Genomic DNA, 19,465 nt, shown 5'->3' on the forward strand with positions numbered 1-19,465 from the left:
CAAGCCCCAAGGCGCGCCAGCAGGGTTCACCTGGACACAGGTCAGCCTAGGCGGCTTTCATTCCGCTGCCATCGGATCCGACGGCAGCCTCTACACCTGGGGAAGCAACAGCAGCGGCCAGCTGGGCGACGGCAGCACCACCACCACCAGCCGGAGCACGCCAGTCAAGGTCGGCAAGCCCGCAGGCGCTCCCGACGGATTCACCTGGAAGCAGGCCAGCCTGGGCGACCAGCATTCCGCGGCCATCGGATCCGACGGCAACCTGTACACCTGGGGGTACAACTTCAACGGCCAGCTGGGCGACGGCACCACCAGCAGCCAGAGCACGCCAACCCTGATCCAGAAGCCCGCAGGCGCTTCCGACGGGTTCGCCTGGACGCAGGCCAGCCTGGGCTTCAACCATTCCGCAGCATTCGGCTCCGACGGCAACCTCTACACCTGGGGAAGCAACTACTACGGCCAGCTGGGCGACGGCACCCAGGTCGACAAGCGCACGCCGACCCTGGTCGGCAAGCCCCAAGGCGCGCCAGACGGGTTCACCTGGACACAGGCCAGCCTAGGCAGGTGGTATTCCGCGGCGATCGGATCCGACGGCAGCCTCTGCATTTGGGGAAGCAACGGCGACGGCCAGCTGGGCGACGGCACCACCACCAGCCAGAACAGGCCAGTCCTGGTCGGCAGGCCCGCAGGCGCTCCCGACGGGTTCACCTGGACGCAGGCCAGCCTGGGCTTCAACCATTCCGCAGCATTAGGCTCCGACGGCAACCTCTACACCTGGGGAAGCAACTACTACGGCCAGCTGGGGCGCGAACCCTCCAACGCCTGGCCGGCCAGCCGGCCAGGACCGGTCGGCTTCCCCGGAAAACCACAAGCCACCAGCATCTGCTTCGACCAAACCCGGTGGCGAGGCGTCTGCTCCGCCGCCGGCAAAAACCTGACGCCCAACCCCGACGGCACCTGGAACGCCACCACGCCCGCCTACACGCCAGGCCCCGTCCCCGCAGCCATCGACTGGACCCAGGACGGCAGACAGCAGCAAACCGACACAAGCAACACCTACCGGTACCTGTCCATCGCCAGCCTGCCCCTGACCGGAGGAAACGGCATGCTCCTCCTGCTCGCCACAGGACTGCTCGCCGCAGGAGCCGCCGCAGCCGCCAAAAACCGACGACAACAAACCCAAACACACACTTCACACGAGTAAGCAGCCCGGGCCACACCCCCAACAGGACCCAGGCCAACAGGCGGCCCCGCCACCCCCAACACGACGGAGCCGCCACCACACCCACCAACCCTACAAACCACAACCAGACCCCAGTCGGACCAACCACACACCGCCAGCAAACAACCACACAACAAACACAATCAATGCCACCAAGATGCATACCTAGGCTTCAAGATAAGATTTCCGACAAACCACAGTTTGAGTCAAATAGCACCCATCGCTCCTGAATGATTCGATATGCAAGACCTTGGCGACTGCAGGGGCGCCAAAACCGTCGACAGCGCAGATGCAGCAGCACTGAGCAGCGTAGAGGCTCTCCTCTGCCTGAGGGGAGGGCACTTTCGTCACAAAGCAGTCAAGGCAATCGGCCTGGGCGGCCTTCCTAGGCTGGTATCGAGCGTACCAACAGCCGTATAGCGTCAAAGCGGATTACCCCCCCCCCGATCGGCAGCACTACACAGGGAACCGGGAGGGTGAAAGGGTCACGCCCGCAGTCGTCTGACTGCCCACATGGCCAGTTTGCGCAGCTCAGAGGCGACCAGGACCAGAGAGGCCAGCACGATGCATTCCAGCCAGGCCTGGGGCCGGAGGGGGACAGTCCCGAAGGCCTCGCCCAGGAAAGGCAGATAGACCACAGCCATCTGCAAAAGGATGGAGACGCCGATGGCGCCCCAGAGCCAGAGATTGCCGAACAGGCCCAGGAAAGCCGATCTCCGGGATGAGCGTGAGGCCAGCGCGTTGAACAGCTGGGCGAAGACCAGGATCGTGAAGCCCATGGTCCGCGCCTCACGCATCTGCGCCTCATGGCCGATCGCCTGGACCGACCTGTCAGTGAAGAGACCGCCACTCAAATGCATGTCCATGCCAATCAGGGTCACCAAGGCCATGACCAGGCCGATATAGACGATGTCGACCCACATGTTCCGGTCAATCACCCGGTCGTCGATGGACCGGGGCGGACGGCCCATCAGATCGTCGCTCTGCGGGTCCACTCCCATGGCCAGGGCGGGAGCCGCATCGGTCAGAAGGTTGATCCAGAGCAGCTGAGTGGCCAGGAGCGGCACGGTCACGCCCGCCACACCGGGCTGCGATATGCCCAGAAGACCCGCAAAAACCACGCCCCCGAAGACCGTGAAAACCTCGCCCATGTTGGAGCTGAGCAGGTAGCGCAGGAACTTGCGGATGTTGTCGAATATGCCCCGGCCCTCTCGTACAGCCTGGACGATGGTGGCGAAATTGTCGTCCGCCAGAATCATCTTGGCCGACTCCTTGGTGACCTCGGTCCCGGTGATGCCCATGGCCACGCCGATGTCCGCAGCCTTTACAGCAGGGGCGTCGTTGACGCCGTCGCCGGTCATGGCCACGACCTTGTCCTGGTCCTGAAGCGATTCGACGATCTTCAGCTTGTGCTCGGGGGCCACGCGAGCGTAGACGGAGACCTTGGAGGTGATCTCCCGAAGCTGGTCCGCATCCATGGCATCCAGCTGCTCGCCGGTGCAGGCGGGGCCGCCGGGTTCGGTGATGCCCAGGTCACCCGCGATCCTGGCCGCAGTGAGTGGATGGTCGCCAGTGATCATGATCGTTCTGATGCCGGCACTGTGAGCCTGAGCCACAGCCTGGCGGACCTCAGTCCGAGGCGGATCGATGATGCCGACCATGCCCGCCCAGATCAAATCGCTTTCCAAATGGGCGCTCTCCTGGAATACCTTGTCCGCAGACAGGAGAACTGCGGAAGCATGCTGAGTCTCCTTAGACAAACGGTCCGTCTGGCCTGTCCCAATCGTGCTTGACGGCCTCTCCCCCTCGTCATCTTCGGTCAGGGACGACAGTTCCTGACCGGATACAGGCCGGAAAGCCTGTCCTAGAGTCCTGTAGGCATCGCCGGACAGATGGCTGACCTGGGCGAGTATCCTCTCCCGGTCAGCGCTAGTCATAGGCCTGACCTGGCCGTCTTCGAGAATCCGGTCGCACCGGCCGAGCAGCACATCGGGAGCACCCTTGCAGAAGAGGCGCGATTGCCCTTCGCTGCCGTCACGCGGAGCGGCCAGGACCGACATGAGCTTGCGCTCGGACGTGAAAGGAATCTCAACCAAACGACGGTAGCCGTCAGCCTTGGCATCAGCGCCGACTTTGCGAGCGGCGACAATCAGAGAGACCTCCGTGGGATCGCCGACGCTCTGCCAGTGACCCTGCCCGGATCCAGACTGGGCCTGGGAATCAGGTTCGGCCTCGACCGGCTGCCAATGCAGGTCTCCGTCGTTGGCGATGGCCCCGACCATCAGGGTCTCTTCCACTGCCTCAGCCAGAGATGAACCAATGGTATCTGTCAGTTGTTGATCATCTGACCCACTGGCCTCGACCGGCTGCATGGTTCCCTCCGGAGCGTACCCGGTGCCAGTGAGCCTGACCTGCCCCGAGGGGACGACCACCCGTTCAACGGTCATTTCATTGCGTGTAAGAGTCCCTGTCTTGTCGGAGCAGATGACTGATGCCGATCCCAGGGTCTCCACCGAGCTGAGCTTCTTGACGATGGCATGATGCTTGGCCATGCGCTGCACGCCCAGGGCGAGAACCACAGTCAGGATGGCCGTCAGCCCCTCCGGCACAGCAGCTACGGCCAGGGATACGGCCATGAGCAGGGAATCAATCAGATCCTGGGTTGTCTGAAAGCCTTCCATCAGGGCCAAAGCAGCCAAAACCAGGGCGGCAATCAAGCAGACGGCCAGTCCGAGGAACTTGGAGACGCGGGCCATCTCCTTCTGTAGGGGCGTGGGTTCCTCCTGGGTATCAGCCAGCATGTCGGCGATCTTCCCGACCTGGGTGTCCATACCAGTAGAGGTGACGATCATGCGCCCGTTCCCCTGGGTCACTGCGGTGCCGTTGAAGACCATGTTGGTTCTGTCACCCAGAGCCTTGGGCTGGTCAAGCCGACCGGGCCGCTTGCCCACCGGCAGCGACTCGCCGGTCAGCGATGCCTCGGCCACGCGCAGACCCGCGGCCTGGAACAGTCTTCCGTCGGCGCCGACCGAATCGCCTTCAGCCAGGACTACTACATCACCAGGCACGATCCTGCTGGTCTCCAGGCTGACCACCCGGCCGCCTCGCAGCACCGAGGCGTGCGGGGCCGTCATGCTCGCCAGAGCATCCACAGCCCGCTCGGCCTTAGCCTCCTGAGCGTACCCCAGGGCGGCATTAAGGATGAGGATGATCATGATGACGATGGCATCAAAGGGCAGGGGCTCCCCGCCTCCTGATGCCGGATGTGAGCGTTCCACCACCCAGGCCACCAACGAAATGGCCGTGGCTGCCAGAAGCAGATAGACCAAGGGGTCCTTGAACTGTTGAAGGAACTTCCTCCATCCAGGAACGGGAGGCGCTCCAGCCAGCTCATTAGGACCGAACCTGTCCAGCCGACGCGCCGCCTCGGCCTCATCCAGGCCCCGGTCGGGGTCCACATTCAGGGCAAGGGCAACCTGATCGACACCTACTATAGAAGAGTCCTTGAGGACGGGGCCATTCACGCTACGCCTCTGCTCATGGCCCTGCCCTGCAGTCGGGATCACGCCGGTATCTGTCGATTGCTCATGCTTGGGGTCGCTGGTCAACCCAGTCATGCCACTCTCCTGCTTATGCCACGGAGTAGTCAACGCTTCGAAGGCCCGTTAAAAGAAATCAGAAACGGCCAGACCAAAACGTTGCGTGGATGCTTGCCAAGTTGAATTTATAGTGTACATAAACACGGCCGAAGCCGTCAAGGCCTTCGTCCCAAGGCAAAGCAATCGCATTACGCGACGATGATATCTGTACAAAAACAAGTCTATCGGACGTGGGCTTGCAGGCTAAATTAACTACGGTAAATCTACTTATTGCGCAACATGGGCACGAACTGTCGGCTATGCTTCAGAGCATTTTCATAAGTATAATTCAATATATAGTCAGACGGAATAAACAGTAAGCGAATAAGGCCGCCTACTCCTTGCCGAACCACAGACTTCTTTTTACCAAACCCGAACAGCTTAAATTGTCTTGCATATATAAGCTGAACTTTCACACATGCAACAATGCACAATTGTGTAAGGTGACCCTAGAAACATTGTTTGTTTAGCCTCGTTGCTGACTTGATGATATGCTACCCAACGCAATACCTGCACCACGCGTGGAAACCTAAATACAAACACTCCAAGCCCTTACTGAAATAAGGGGTCTATAAGCACTTTTTGCATAGCACCCCGTCAGAAGCATGGTGCAGACCAGTTTAACTAGAGTCTGTATTTCGTATAGTAAGATTATAATGTCCACTTTTTTGCAAAGCTATAATATTAGGCTTCCCCATGTGTAATTAGATATAGCGAGAGCAAAACTTAAAAGACTCGGTATTATGACAAACTGTCGCGCAGTTTATTCATTATCTCATTTATTAGCAAATATCTCTTTCCAATAAGATTCACAAGTTTTAATTTGTTAGTATTGTTTTCTAATCACTTACGAACTTAGAACTTATCGAGCTTATATACTCAGAATGTCTAACATCAGTTAAGATATATTTATATATATATATTTCTATATTACAAATGCTTCCTGCTGGGAGAAGCAAACATTTAGGAAGAGCCAGTATCATTAATATAATCTACACAACACTGTTTCTCGCGAAAAATCGCTTTACTTTTCATTATTGTGCTAGCATGAAAAAAATAAGGGAAGGCGCCAGAACTTATGTTAATCAGCTTCAGCGTAGCAAATTATGGCTCAATTAAGGAAAAGCAAATCCTTTCTTTAAGGCGATATCAAAGCGGCATGGAAAGTCGTATTGTAATTGATGACGAACTAGCCGGTAATGATATTTCCCCAGTTGCAGTGATATACGGCGCGAATGCATCAGGAAAATCTACTTTCCTCCATGCTCTTTCTTTCGTCAAAAAACTAGTTTCGACATCCGCTCTAAGGCCTGTTGGGCAGCCTATTCGCGTCCCGTTCTTCGCTTTATCAGAGCAAACAAGGTCAGAGCCTTTTCGGACTGAAATCGTATTTACAACAGCTAAATCAGAATATAGTTATAGATTCGAAATTAACCGCAAAGGCAACGTGTCCAACGAGGAGCTATTACGAATAAATCCTGCTGGAAAACGAAGATCAATTCAGACAATCTTTTCCAGACAAACAGAGAAAGGACAGCGCGACATAATCAAAACTTCGTCGTATATGCATGGAGCAAAAAAACATATAGTCGATAGTACAAGGCCAAATTCACTCTTCCTTTCTAAAGCAGCTCAAGAGAATAATAAAGATATTTTAGATGCGTATGAATGGTTTGTACCACCAGAAGATAGCCAGGTCAAGGCCATCGATACGCCTAGTCTGAGCGTTGCTCTATTTGAGAACGATAAGGAATTCCAAAAATGGGTATTACAACTAATAAAAAAATCTGATTTAGGCATCGGCAATATCGAAATAATACCACCAACAACAAATCCACCAAAAGAATTAGTAAAATTATATAAGATGATGAATGAGAGCGACAACAAGCAACAAGATGATGCAACAATAAATAAACTGCTTAGGATGAACAGGCATCCGGCCTTATATCATTACGGCGAACAATCTAAATCCGTCCGCCTGGATTGGCATTATGAGTCTGCTGGAACTTTAAGTTTGTGGGACCTCGCAGGAGGCTTATACACCTGCCTAAAAAAGGGATTGCCTTTCTGGATAGACGAATTGTCTGACTTGCATCCTGCCTTAATGCGCCAGCTCGTATATATCTTTCAGTCTAAACGATCCAATCCGAACAACGCTCAAATTTTATTTACGACTCACGATATAAGTCTACTTGGAAATTTCGGCGGACTAGGATACGCATTAGACAGGGATCAAATATGGTTTACTGAGAAAGATGCCAACGGAGCTACCAGCCTATACCCGCTGACTGACTTTGATCCGAGACGAGATGCAAATACAGAAAAAATGTATATTGGTGGGCGCTTTGGAGCTGTACCCCTGATCGACGATTTGCCTACCTTTGCGTAATAAGCGATAATTCAACTATGCAGGCCAGGAAGAGGAGATTCGACTCTACAAGAAGAAGCAGAAAACGGAAACCGGCGTCGCGTATCTTTGTAGCGTGTGAAGGACAAACGGAGCGTGCTTATTTTCGATATTTAAATACTGAATTACGAACATCTGGCATCCAGATAAAACCTTATTCTGATAAATCAGATCCAAGTGAAGTCGTAGAAGAAGCAATAAAGGCAAATAGAGGGGACCTACATAAAGGCGTGGATGAAGGCTACTACGACGAGGTTTGGGCAGTATTCGATTGGGACGGTAGAACGGAACAGGTTAGAAAAGCCAAACACCTTGCAAAGAAAAATCGCGTCCACGTTGCGCTGTCAAATCCAGCATTTGAACTATGGCTGGTGTGGCATTTCCTTGATTACATGAACCCTTCATGCGACCAAAAGGAGACGTTAAAAGAATTACAAAAAGTGTGGCCAAATTATAAAAAAGGCATGGACATAGATTTCACAACACTACCTCCACATAGTTGCAACGATGCTCGCTCTAGATCCCAGAACGCCAGAAAAGCGCATAAGCAGCATAGATGTTATTTCCCGAACAATAGACCATCTACTGATATCGACTTGTTAATTGAATACCTGATATCTGCATGGAAAGACTGGCATGGGAATTCTTCCATCTGCCCTATCCTATAACTGTCGCAAGCACTAGGACCATTATAGATTTTAAATTATTATGCATACTATTATTAAAGGTTTTTCGTTAGAATAATATGTATAAGAGTACTTACACTAGATTATTCGGAAAGTGCTATGGCGAGCGCACCCACTTCAAGCAAGAGGGCTAAAAAACGGCAAGCTATTAGTAATAGATTGCTTAAATAATTACTAAATAATTGATGTTTTCATAATTATTGGCCCACGACTAACACTATTTCCTAATCTTTACCACTGCGCAATTCTTAACTGGACACCGAGTTTGCTGTGACCGGTATCAGCTCCGCTGAATTCACTGCACTGGCAAAGATACGGTGACTGCTGCGCCATCGCCACTGGCTGCATTGGCCAGGATTAAGCGGCCTCCTGCACTTTCCACAGTCGACCGCGCTGCAGCCAGGCCGATGCCATGGTGACCGCTGGAGCCGTGCCGACTGCTGTCAGCCTGATAGAGCCATTCTGTGGCATGGGCCAGAGCCCGGCTGCTGAAACCTGGACCCCGGTCACGCACGGTCACCACTAAGGCTCGCCTGCCCTCCTGACCACCCTCCAGCCTCCAGGTCAACGTCACTAGGCCATGGTCCGGCGAGTAGTCAGCCGCGTTCGCAACGATGTTCATGATCGCTCGGACAAGGTCAGCGGCATCACCGGAAATGTGACCGGCGGCGGAATCCAGACGGCCATCGCTCTCAAGCCGCAACCCCCGGGCCTTCACATAGCCTTGGGCTTGATTGTCGACCATATCCCTCAGAACAGCTGTGGCGACCCCAGATCGTCCGGAGGCCGCACCCATGGAGCCCTGGCTGATGGCCTGGGCATAGTCAGCCATTTCATGGATGGCACCCTCGATGTAACCCAGGTAGGTCTGCTGCTCCTGGCTGAGCTCGGTCTCGCTTAACAGTTCTGCATTGCCTCGCATGACGGTCAAAGGCGTTTTCAAATCGTGAGCCAGGGCTGCCACCTGCCGCCGCTGGGCCTCCTGTGCCGTCCAGGTCGCCTCCAGGGACTTCCTGAGCGTGACGCGCATCCGGTCGAAGGAGTCCAGCACCCGGTTGATCTCCAGGATGTTGGTGCGGGGCAGCCCGACCTCCAGATCCTGGCGCCCTATATCGGCAGCCACCTGGTTGAAAACCTTGAGCTTGGACGATATGACATGAGCTGCCCTCAGCCCGACCGCCAGCAGAGTAATCGGCAGGGCCGCCGCAAATGCCGCCAGCAGGAAGTCCTGAGGGTTGGGGTACCGGTCACGTGCCTGCTTCGAAACCCACTGCGGCATGATCTGATAAGCCAGAACGCACCGGCTTCCATCAGCCGTGGCATAGATGGCATACGTCGCTTCCTTGCCCACGCGGGTGCCCAGCGGCTGGCCGGTCTTCCTTCCCTGCTCCTCCACCAGCGTGGATGCTCCGCGCTCAGGATGATCGGCCGCCAGCAGGTCCGCATCAGCGGCCATGCCAGGGCCCATGTCGCCCCCCAAGGGACGTCCTCGATGGTCATAGGTCCGATACCAGTAGGCTGCGGGAATCATGGCGTCGTCCACAGTGGCCAAACTGCTGATGGTGCGCCCCATCTCCTCCAGGTGCCGTTCGCCGTAGTTGGCCCAAAGGAAGTCGCCCCTAGCGCCCAGACCCGTCCAGACCGCGTCGATGCCGACGAAGAGCAGGACCAGTGCTAGGAGCACATAAAGAAAGTATCTGATAATCAGCAGAACAATGGGGATCCCTTTGCGGCCGGACGCACCCTTCCCCTCGCTGCTCCGCCTCTGTGGCGATCCGGGCCCGCCGCCGGTCAGGCCGCCCACTGGTACCCCACCGACCAGATGGTTCTGATGGGATCCGCTCCCAGGGCTTTGAACTTGCGCCGGACATTGCTCAGGTGCACCCTGACCGCTGCAGTGGCATCGCCGTTTGGACTATTGGCGGCCGGGTCGTCCGCCGTGGCCAGGCAGGCCTCCCATATCTGCGGAGGCGTATATGCCCGCCCAGGATGTTGGGCCAAGAGGGCGCATATGCGGTATTCCGCATCCGTCAGATTGGCTTTGTGCCCATTCACTCTGATTTGACGCGTCTGAAGATCCATGTCCAAGGAGCCGAAACGCAGAAGTGGACGTCTAGACCGGCTGCCCTGGGACAGCCGCGCCCTGACCTTGGCGCGGAGTTCGGCTACGCCGAAGGGCTTGCGTATGTAATCGTCGGCACCTAGGCCATAGGCCAGCACAGCGCTGTCCTCGTCGGTCTTGGCCGTCAGGAAGATGATCGGGCAGGACGCCCGGTCCCTGATGGAGGCCAGGAGGGCGAAGCCGTCCATGTGAGGCATCATGACATCGCACAGGATCAGGTCGACCGAGGACAGATCCATCTTCGTAACCTTTCGGGAATCGTTGACCACGGTCACCGCGTGGCCGTCCTTGGACAGGGCCGCCATCAGCAGCGCAGTGATCCTGGGATCGTCGTCCACCACCAGGATGGTGGCCGGATGCCGATCGCCCCCATGGGAAAGGTCGGCCTGCGTGTCAACCATGATCGGCTCCTTCTCTGCGCTTGGCCTCCCCCGGCTCAGCCGGCATACATGCCTGTCAGGCGTTTCTCAGCCCAGTCTAATCGCTGGACTTGTGCCGGTCTTCGAACCAGCCGATCCACAGCATGAGCGCCACGGCCAAGGCCAAGGTAAAGTCCAGGCAGGGAACCAGATTATCCAAGGCAGTTACGCCGATGGAGACCCGTAGGCCGTCCCCTCCCGGCATGGTCAGGGCCAAGGCCTGCTCAATGCCCAGGGAGCCGAAGCGGGCGGGCCAGGTGAAGGGGATCCACCGGCTGACCCCAGTGGGGCCGGCCCCGGCCAGGGTGTGACTGTACAGGCCGTTGAGCAGGCCTCCCAGGGAGCCGATGGCGGTCCCCGTGCCGACGACCCCGACGGCAATGGTCAGGTTCCTGCCGAAACGCATGGCCAGGGCTATGGCCAAGAGGTAGAGGCAGAGGGAACCCCCGGCAATGCCCAGGATGGCGAGCGCGAGGGCGGAGACCGGCGTCCCCGCCCGGCCTGCCAGAGCCATGGGCAGGCGAAAGGCCAGGGCCGCCAGGACCAGAGCCAGCAGGCCCAAGATCCAGAGCACCATGATCTTGGCTGTCAGGCCCAGGCGGCGGCTGGGAATCCCCAGGAGGTTGGCCATGTCGCCAGCCTCGCGCTCGGTTTCGATGTTCAAGGCGACGATGATGGCGACCATCAGGGGCATGAAGGCACCCAGAATCTGGAAGAAGGCATCGGTCCCGAACCCGGGGTCGTAAGGGGCTGCAGCGAAGTAGGCGCCGCAGGCGATCCCGGCCGCCAGCCCGCAGACGGCGTGGATGGGGATGAGCGCTGATCCGCGCAGCCGTCCGGCCTCCGAGACTATGGCCCGGCAGATGGTTGTCCTGGGTTGCCTGGTCGGAACGGTCTGTCTGGCGGCGCGTCTGTAGTGCACGGTCATGTCAGTCGGCCTCCTTATGCGAGAACCAGATTCCCGTCAGAAGGGACAGGAGCAGGAACCAGACCAGACAGACCGCCAGCGCCGTCAGGCTCTGACCGCCGAAGACGGACAGTGCGGTCTTGATCGGACTACTGCTCTCGATTTTCAGGGGCACGCCATCGGGCATGACCCTCATGAAAGGCACTGGCAGGCTGATCATGGCGGAGGGCGGCAGGAAGGGCCATAGCCGTTGGTTTCCCCAGAAGGTTGTCGAGACCAGCAGGTCCGCCATATAAGGCAGGCCGAATCCGATCAGGATGCCGAATCTGGCGGTCAGCGCCAATCCCGCCGGTATCATCCAGGAGCAGGCCAGGACCAGCATCAGGGCGCTGATGACAAAATCAGCCGGAGAGGGCCCCTCGACTCCAGAGATGGCGACCATGAACGCCGGCAGGCCCAGAGCCAGCAGGGTGGCGACGCCGACCAGGAACAGGCAGTAGACGATCTTGGCCCACCAAACCAGAATGGGCGCGGCGGGCAGGGCCAGGGTCGTCCTCCACTGCTGTCTTGCGTCGATGCTGGCCACGGCGGCGCTCATCAGGGCAGCCATGGCTGGGAGAAGCAGGACATACCAGTAGTTGACCGAAGAGGGCGACCAGACATGCAGTCCGAACACGAGGACAGCCATGATGATAATGAGCACCAGAGGAAAGGCCAGGGCCATACGCCTCGGCGCGGCCGACCGACCTTTCATGATCTCTGCTGCCAGGATCCTGCCGAAGGGGATGCCTCCGGCCCTGACCCGCGTCCCGATCTGGTCGCCTGATGCAGCCATATTATCTTGGGTCAATTCTTCGAGGTTCCTGCTGCTCATCGCGACCTCCTGAGCACATCCATGAACAGCCCCTCCAGGTCCTCCCCGGCATGCAGCTCATTCTCGTAGGCCAGGCGGCCGTCGGCGATGATGCCGATGTGATCCGCCAGGACCGACACCTCGGAGAGGATATGGCTGGAGACGATCACGCTCATCCCCTGCTGGGGGAAACTGCGGATCATCCCTCTCAGCTCCTCGATGCCCAGCGGATCCAGCCCGTTGGTGGGCTCGTCCAGGATCAGCAGCCGAGGTTTGGTCAGGATGGCGTTGGCTATCCCCAGGCGCTGCTTCATGCCCAGGGAGAACTGCCCAGCCTTCTTGGAGCCCGTATCGACAAGTCCGGCAATGGAGAGCGCCTGGTCGATCCGCTCATCAGGCAGGCCAAACAGGGTGGTGCGCACCTTGAGGTTCTGGCGGGCCGTCAGGTTGGGGTAGACGGGCGGCTGCTCAATCAGAGCGCCGATGTCGTAAAGGTCCCGGCGCGACCAAGGGTGTCCATCCAGGATCATGGACCCGCCGCTAGGGCGCAGCATGCCTGTGACCATCTTCAGAGTGGTGGATTTGCCAGCCCCATTGGGGCCCAGAAGCCCGTAGACTCCGCCCTCGGGTACATGCAGGGACACTTGGTCGACGGCCCGCTGCCCATGGCCGAAGACCTTGGTCAGCCCCTCGGTCCGTAATATGTAATGCATGATCGGCTCCTCTCCGTTTCCGTATGGCAGGAGCCAGACTAAAGACCGAAAATAAAGAAAGATAAAGGCGGCGGAACAGATTGTCGCGCCACCACTAAGTCAATGCGGTCATTCTATCCCGGCCAGCTTTGCCAGACTGATTGATTCGCATATTTGATATCGCACACACAGGAGCATTTGGAACGCAAGGAATGCCTAATGCCAGGGAGAGCCAACGAGTGCAGAACCGCACAAGTCCATGTGGAAAGCGGTCAATGAGTTAAGTTATATACGCGGGACAGTTCCCACTTCCATCTTGACATGAGTGCTGACTTCAGCCACATTGACAAGTCCGCTCATGGCCTGGATTCACAATAGGCAAATCACAATGTTCGTATCCATCTGCCTGCCCAACCTGGATATGGCCATGGCTGACCCGCTCCTTCCCTTGCCTCGTTCACGTCGGATTCGGGTACTTTTAGGCCGTAGATTGTGCCACCGCCGACTGGGTTGCGGAAGATACGCCCAGCAGAATTCTGCCCGCACCCTTATGGGCAGGAACCGGGCTCAGGGGCAAATCCTGGGTCCGGTTCTTTTAATCAGCAGTTCGGAAGGTCAGTCCTCGTCCTCAGCCACGCGGGAGTGGCTGTAGATCATCTTCATGGAGCAGATGAAGAGCACCATGCCAGCGAGGATGATCACGCCGCCGATCATGAAGACGTTGGCGTAGGTGGAGGCCAGACCGGCCTTGGTGCCGGCCAGGCTGCCCGAACCCATGGAACCGTTGGCCATCAGCTGGCCGAAGAGCGAAACGCCGATGGAGCCGGTGATGGCCTGCAGAAGATCATTGAATCCCAATACGCGTCCGGACTCCTCGGGCTCCACAGTCAAAGTCGCGGTGTCGACGATGGGCTGGTAGAAGAAAGAGGTGCCGAAGTAGTAGATGCAGGGCGCCACGGCCAGGGCCCAGATCTTGCCAGCAGGGATCAGGAAGGCGATGGCGATCAGGCCGCCGCCCATGCAGGCCAGAGCCAGGATCACGGAAGCCTTGCGCCCGATCTTCTGGATGACCGGCCCGGCAGCGAATCCCATGATGCCAGCCAGGATGATGGACCAGACCAGCAGGTTGGAGACCTTGGAGGAATCGATGCCGTACACGTTCAGACCAATGGCGTTCACGCCCGCGTTCAGGGTGTAGCTGAAGAAGTAGCCGACGAAGATGACGGTCATGGTCAAGGCGAAGGCCGGGTTGGTCAGCATCTTGGGAGTGATGAAGGGGTTCCTGGCCTTGTTGATGTACGCCACGAATGCAGCAAGGGTCACGACGCAGGCGATGCCCCAGCCCCAGTTCATATCGGTGAAGAACATGGTCACCGAAGCGGCGAACAGTCCGATCAGGGTGAAGCCGACTCCGTCGATGCGCGCGCCGGCGGCATGCTGGTCGGGCAGGTTCTTGGCCAGGACGGGGATGAAGAAGACGGCCACGATACCCACGCCGAAAAGCCAGCGCCAGTCAAGCAGGGTCATGTATCCGGCCAGAAAAACGCCAAGGGCGGCGGCGAAGCGGAAGACCGCGACGAAGACGCCGTACCAAAGCACACGCTTCTTCTTCTCCACATACTTGGAGACCAGGACCAGGAAGATGGAGCCGGAAACCTGCCAGCCGGCCGACTGCACCACGCGGGCCGCGATGACGATCCAGATGCTGAAGGTGCCGAAGCACCCCAGAATCGAACCCAGCACGAAGACGACCGTGCCCAGGATCATCATCTTCTTCAGGGAGACGAAATCACCCAGCGAGCCGTAGATGACGCAGACGATGCCCAGGACGATGCCCGGCAGGGAGGTGATCAGGGGCGCCAGATTCGCCTGGTTGAGCTGCTTGCCGATGTTCACGTAGATCATCCCGAAGGCCTGCTGCTGGAGCACGCCCAAGGTGAAGATGACCAGCACCACCGGAATGGCGATGCGTGCCATCTTGTTCATTTTCGCGAACTCCGGCGTACCCTCCTCTGGAACGGGAATGCCGTTCCTCTGCTCCTCGGAGACAGTTGACTCACTCATTTTTCCTTTAATTTCCTTTCGGTTCTTCTCAATGCGGAAGCTACTGGCGCTGGACCCGGCCGACCCTGTCGACAAAGGCGGAGCGGAATCCTTCCACATCCACGCCCACGCACACGCTGGTGTTGGGCTTGCCGCCCAGGATGCCGTCGTAATCGACCACCGTGGCGCCCAAGGTGAGAGGACTGGAGATCTCGACATCCACAAAAGCCTCGCGCATGGCGAACAGGTCGGGCTGGAGCAGGACCATGGCAGCCGAGGGATCGTACATCTTGACCCCCTCCTCGATATGGCCGCCGTCATAGGAGCGGAAGAGGGAGGCGACCATGCCGCCCACTTCACCGGCTGCATCCAGATCATCCAGGTCTCCGGCGACCAGATGGGCCTTGCGGCCGATATCCAATCCGACCATGACGATGGGCAGGCCGCTGCGGAAGACCATCTTGGCAGCCTCAGGATCAACGGAGATGTTGAACTCACCATAGACCCCGATATTGCCGCGCTCCGTTGAGCCTCCCATCATGACGATCCGGTCGATGTTGCCCTTGACCTCCGGGAAGGCAGCCAGCAGCAGGGCGATATTGGTCAGAGGACCCAATGTCAGAATAGTGACCGGCTCATCGCTCTCCAGAAGCACCCGCCGCTCCTCCAAGACCGCATTATTGGCGGTCAGCAGGCTGGCATCCGGCTCAGGAAACACGAAAGACCCCATCCCCGACTTGCCATGCGCCTCGGTGGCGAAGCGGTTGTCACGCATGAGCGGGGCCGCCGCGCCACGGGCAACAGGAATCCTCCTGCCCAGAAAAGTCAACAGCTTCAAAGCATTGCTGGTCGTATGCCCGATGCCCACATTGCCCGACACCGATGCAATAAGCCTGATGTCAAAAGCGGGCTCGTCCACCAGCATCGTAATCGCCGCAGCATCATCAATGCCAGGATCCGTATCAATAATCAAAGGCTTAGCCATCAGTTCACTCCTTTTGCTCGTGCCGTATCCAAACTCAAATTCCTGCCCTCGCTTTGACCCGCCGGACTGCATCGACAAAGGCGGAGACCGTGAAGACCGTGCCGTCCAAGCCGACCTGCCGAGCCACCCGGGTGATGGGCGGAGGCGTCACATAGGCCTGCTTGAGCACATCTTCCCGGTCGAAAACCTCCTCGCGGCTGCCGTCCAGCAGGACCCGGCCATGCTGCATAAGCACAACCCTGGGGAAATTGCGGGTGACGAACTTCATGTCATGGGAAATCGTGATGCAGAGCTTGCCTTGGTCCCTCAGGCGGGCGATGATGGCAGCCAGCCGTTCATTGCCAGCCTTGTCCTGCCCGCATGTGGGCTCGTCGAAGACCACAGCACCCGTATCCATCATGAGGACGGAGCCGATGGCACAGAACTTCTTCTCGGTGGGACTCAAATCGAAAGGATGATCGTCCAGCCGGTCCGCCAGGCCCACCAACCCAGCCACCTGCTCCATACGTCGCCCTATCAGATCCTGACCAAACCCAAGCTGCCGGGGACCGAACGCGAATTCCTTCCGCACACTGTCCAGAAAAAGCTGATCATCGGGATTCTGGAAGACGTATCCCACCTTCCGGGCCCACTGGGCCGTGTCCGCCGCAGCCAGATCGATACCGTCAATCAAGATCCGACCACTGGTCGGTCTAAGGATGCCGTTCAGATGCTTGGCCAGGGTGGTCTTGCCGGCGCCGTTCTGACCGATCAGCGCCACGGGTCGGTCGCCTTCGAAGGTCAGGTCCACTCCGTCCAAGGCACGGTGGCCGTGCGGGTAGACGTACTCCAGATGCTGCAGGTCTATTCTCAACGCAGCGCCTCCCGAATCGCGCGAACTGTCTGGTCCTCGCGTATGGGCAGACCTGACAGATCAAATCCTGCCTCCTCCAGACCCCTGCCGAGCTTGACATAATCCGGAATGTCAATCCCCCACTTCTTGGCCTCGGGATCGGTAAAGACCTCTTCGGGTGTGCCCAGGGCTCGGACCCGGCCTGCCCCCAGGACCATGACCTGGTCGGCGCATCTGGCGACCCGCTCCATATCGTGATCAACCATGACTACAGTGATCCCTTCCTGGTTGAGCCGCTTGACAATGTCGAAGATTTCCTCGCTGCCTAACGGGTCCAGCTGGGCCGTGCATTCGTCCAGAACCAGGATGTCCGGCTCCATGATCAAGGTCGAACCAAGGGCCACCCGCTGCACCTGTCCGCCGGAAAGCTCCAGAGGTTCCTTGTCGAGCAGATCCTCGATATGCATAAGAGCCGCTACCCGAGCCACCTTGGCATGCATAGTTTCACGTGAAACCCCATGATTGCCCAGTCCGAAGGCCAGCTCCTCGGCCACGGTCCCGGCTGTATAAGAGAGCTGATTGAAGGGGTTCTGAAAAACCAAGCCCACATGTCTGGACAGGTCGGCAATGGTTGAAGTGGCTACGTCCCTGTCTTCAATCCGGACGCTTCCCTTGGATTTGCCTACGAAATAGTGCGGAATCAGACCGACCAGGGCGTTGCATAGGGTCGACTTTCCTGATCCGTTGGCTCCGACGATGCAGAAGAAGCTGCTCTGCTTCACGCTGAAGCTCACCCGCTTCAACGTGGTTCGATCGGCGTCTCGGTATCTGAAGGAGAAGTCATTCACTCGTATGACCTCAGTCATGCCCGACCTCCCCATTGAATGGCCACGGCGATCAGGCCGGTGCGTGCGAGGCAGCCGAGCACCAGAGCCAGCACCAGGAAAACAGTGAACAGGATGGTCGCCACGGTGTCGCTGCGCCGCCAAACCACCTGAAGATAGCTGGTCTGCCGCACCCCTCGGATGCCGAATCCCCGGGTCTCCAGGGTCATCCCGCGCTCTTGCGAATCCGTCAGGGAGGAAAGAACCACCGGTCCAAGCAGGGGCAGGAAGGCCCGCGCCCGGGAAATCAAGCCGCCGCCAGTCTCCAGACCACGTGCATGCTGAGACTGCTCGATGACAGCAATCCTACGCTGCATCTGCGGAACCACATTCAGGCTAGCCAGGATCAAATAACCGATTTTCGATGGCACGCCGATCTGTGTCAGAGCCGCAACCAGGCGACCCATGTATGTAGTTTTATTGGTCAGGTAGAAGGACCCCAGGAAAACCAGAAGGGTTACTACGATTTTGGCCGCATATAGGCTGCCTTCAAGGCCCAGTTCTGCGAATCCCAGGTCAAGAATGACCCTGGTGTTCCTCGGGCTGTAGCACCCCTGGATGAACAGCAGCATGAGCGTAACGGGGATGCCGAACCCGAGCATAACGCCGGAGAAGGGCCGAAGCACCCGAGCCAGAACAGCTGCGATAAAGAGCATGACGATGATCCCCAGGCCAAGGGTAAAGTCCGGCCAGACCAAGGTCGCCAGGCCCAAGGAGCACACGCCGGCGATCTTAGCCATGGGATGCATACGAGCAAGCGGGGAATCAGGAATCCCATTCGATGAGGGGCCAGGCATCAGCGTTCAGACCTTTGGTTACGATCACTGTCCAAGTCCGCTGGGTCACCTGTCAATGAGTCCCGATCGGATTCCGCAGCCTCGTCGACCTTCCCCAGCTGCGCTGAACTCTCCTGGCTGGACGCTCCAGCCGCTTCGTGCCCATCCTCGTCTTCATCCTCATCCAGGTCGTCCAAATCGTCCAGATCGGCCTGGTCATCGCTGCCGTCCAAAGCGTACTGGCTCAGGAAGCGCTTGGGGATTCGACGCACGATCACATAAGCGATCAGAACAGTGATTCCCTTGTCGATCAGATTCTCCAGCATGGAGGAGGAGAGCACAGAGATGACGATGTTCTTCACAGCCACCACCAGAGCAGCCGTGAGGATCGAAGTGCCGTTAACTCCGGTGGCGCCCCCGTAGACAAGTACGGTGATCAGAGAAGCGGTCACCGTGTTGACCAGAGCGCAGGCCAGCCAGACCAGGACGACACCCCAAATCCGTTTGAACAGTCCGGCCTTGACCATGTATCCGATCACCAGGCCGCACAGAACGCTGGAGAGCGCATAGGGCAGATAGACCGGGTTAGCCACCAGAGCGAGGAAGACATTGGTCAGCAGCCCGCACAGGGCAGCCACCCAAGGACCGGACAGGCAGGCGATGACCGTGGTGCCGATCATGTCCAGGAAAAGCGGCAGTTTGAGGGTAGAGCTCAGGGTCCCGCCGATGAGGTTGATGCCCACAGCTATGGGTATCAGCACCAAGGATTTTGTCGAGAACTGAGCAGTGATTCCTCTCCACACCGAACGCATGCTCATAATCCGTACCGCCTTTGGTCCTTGAATGTCGATTTCTGCAGATGGCCGTCGCTCACAACCAGATCCGCATCACCGCTTTGAGAAACCACTTTAGTAAACAACTTTCATTAACAGAGACTATCAATAGCTGCATAGGGTGTCAAATGCGAAACCTCTAACGACGATCTCTCAGGTAAGCTTG

14 protein-coding genes and 1 pseudogene are annotated in these 19,465 nt (G+C 57.8%); 3 read left to right on the plus strand and 12 right to left on the minus strand.

The genetic code is table 11. The features are described from left to right. Positions 1–1,204: RCC1 domain-containing protein (locus J3T95_RS08540; RefSeq protein ID WP_416378756.1), on the plus strand; the 1,204-nt coding region annotated here is incomplete at its 5' end. A 503-nt stretch (positions 1,205–1,707) separates the two neighbouring features. Here J3T95_RS08540 and J3T95_RS08545 read toward each other — a convergent pair. Continuing rightward, positions 1,708–4,746: a cation-translocating P-type ATPase gene (locus J3T95_RS08545; RefSeq protein ID WP_416378757.1), complete on the minus strand. Its 3,039-nt coding sequence runs from the start codon at positions 4,744–4,746 to the stop codon at positions 1,708–1,710. Between the two features lie 1,192 nt (positions 4,747–5,938). Between J3T95_RS08545 and J3T95_RS08550 the strand changes: the two genes are divergently transcribed. Beyond that, complete coding sequence (locus J3T95_RS08550; RefSeq protein WP_220236489.1) at positions 5,939–7,249, plus strand: AAA family ATPase; 1,311 nt, start codon at positions 5,939–5,941, stop codon at positions 7,247–7,249. Positions 7,250–7,266: 17 nt separating this feature from the next. Next, the gene (locus tag J3T95_RS08555; RefSeq protein ID WP_220236490.1) at positions 7,267–7,935 is read left to right on the plus strand and encodes an RloB family protein; all 669 of its coding nucleotides are present in this window, start codon (positions 7,267–7,269) and stop codon (positions 7,933–7,935) included. Positions 7,936–8,248: 313 nt separating this feature from the next. On the opposite strand, the gene J3T95_RS08560 is transcribed toward J3T95_RS08555, so the two are convergent. The 11 genes and pseudogenes from J3T95_RS08560 to J3T95_RS08610 all read right to left on the minus strand — a co-directional run. Beyond that, a complete protein-coding gene (locus tag J3T95_RS08560; protein WP_267451114.1) occupies positions 8,249–9,757 on the minus strand; it encodes a sensor histidine kinase in 1,509 nt (502 codons plus the stop codon). Beyond that, positions 9,745–10,476, minus strand: a complete 732-nt coding sequence (locus J3T95_RS08565; protein ID WP_267430989.1) for a response regulator transcription factor — start codon at positions 10,474–10,476, stop codon at positions 9,745–9,747. Before J3T95_RS08565 ends, J3T95_RS08560 begins: the two co-directional genes overlap by 13 nt. Positions 10,477–10,552: 76 nt before the next feature. Continuing rightward, positions 10,553–11,422, minus strand: a complete 870-nt coding sequence (locus J3T95_RS08570) for an ABC transporter permease (protein WP_267451115.1) — start codon at positions 11,420–11,422, stop codon at positions 10,553–10,555. Position 11,423: 1 nt separating this feature from the next. Continuing rightward, positions 11,424–12,275 carry a hypothetical protein gene (locus J3T95_RS08575; RefSeq protein ID WP_267451116.1) on the minus strand — a complete coding sequence of 284 codons (852 nt, stop codon included), beginning with the start codon at positions 12,273–12,275 and terminating at the stop codon, positions 11,424–11,426. Next, positions 12,272–12,967, minus strand: coding sequence for a lantibiotic protection ABC transporter ATP-binding protein (locus J3T95_RS08580; protein ID WP_198219579.1), 696 nt, complete (start codon positions 12,965–12,967; stop codon positions 12,272–12,274). Before J3T95_RS08580 ends, J3T95_RS08575 begins: the two co-directional genes overlap by 4 nt. 594 nt (positions 12,968–13,561) lie before the next feature. Continuing rightward, positions 13,562–15,010, minus strand: a complete 1,449-nt coding sequence (locus J3T95_RS08585; RefSeq protein WP_267451117.1) for an MFS transporter — start codon at positions 15,008–15,010, stop codon at positions 13,562–13,564. Positions 15,011–15,050: 40 nt separating this feature from the next. After that, complete coding sequence (locus J3T95_RS08590; protein ID WP_267451118.1) at positions 15,051–15,974, minus strand: nucleoside hydrolase; 924 nt, start codon at positions 15,972–15,974, stop codon at positions 15,051–15,053. 34 nt (positions 15,975–16,008) lie between these two features. Then, the gene (locus tag J3T95_RS08595; RefSeq protein WP_267451119.1) at positions 16,009–16,827 is read right to left on the minus strand and encodes an energy-coupling factor ABC transporter ATP-binding protein; all 819 of its coding nucleotides are present in this window, start codon (positions 16,825–16,827) and stop codon (positions 16,009–16,011) included. Next, complete coding sequence (locus J3T95_RS08600) at positions 16,824–17,672, minus strand: energy-coupling factor ABC transporter ATP-binding protein (protein ID WP_220236498.1); 849 nt, start codon at positions 17,670–17,672, stop codon at positions 16,824–16,826. Before J3T95_RS08600 ends, J3T95_RS08595 begins: the two co-directional genes overlap by 4 nt. Further along, complete coding sequence (locus J3T95_RS08605; RefSeq protein ID WP_220236499.1) at positions 17,669–18,487, minus strand: energy-coupling factor transporter transmembrane component T; 819 nt, start codon at positions 18,485–18,487, stop codon at positions 17,669–17,671. The genes J3T95_RS08600 and J3T95_RS08605 overlap by 4 nt, the downstream gene beginning before the upstream one ends. A 146-nt stretch (positions 18,488–18,633) precedes the next feature. Next, a pseudogene (locus J3T95_RS08610) lies at positions 18,634–19,284 on the minus strand (ECF transporter S component); the annotation flags it as partial. Positions 19,285–19,465 lie beyond the last annotated feature (181 nt).

The sequence above is a fragment of the Bifidobacterium sp. B4079 genome (assembly GCF_026537385.1).
GTDB classification, from domain to species: Bacteria; Actinomycetota; Actinomycetes; order Actinomycetales; family Bifidobacteriaceae; genus Bombiscardovia; species Bombiscardovia asteroides_I.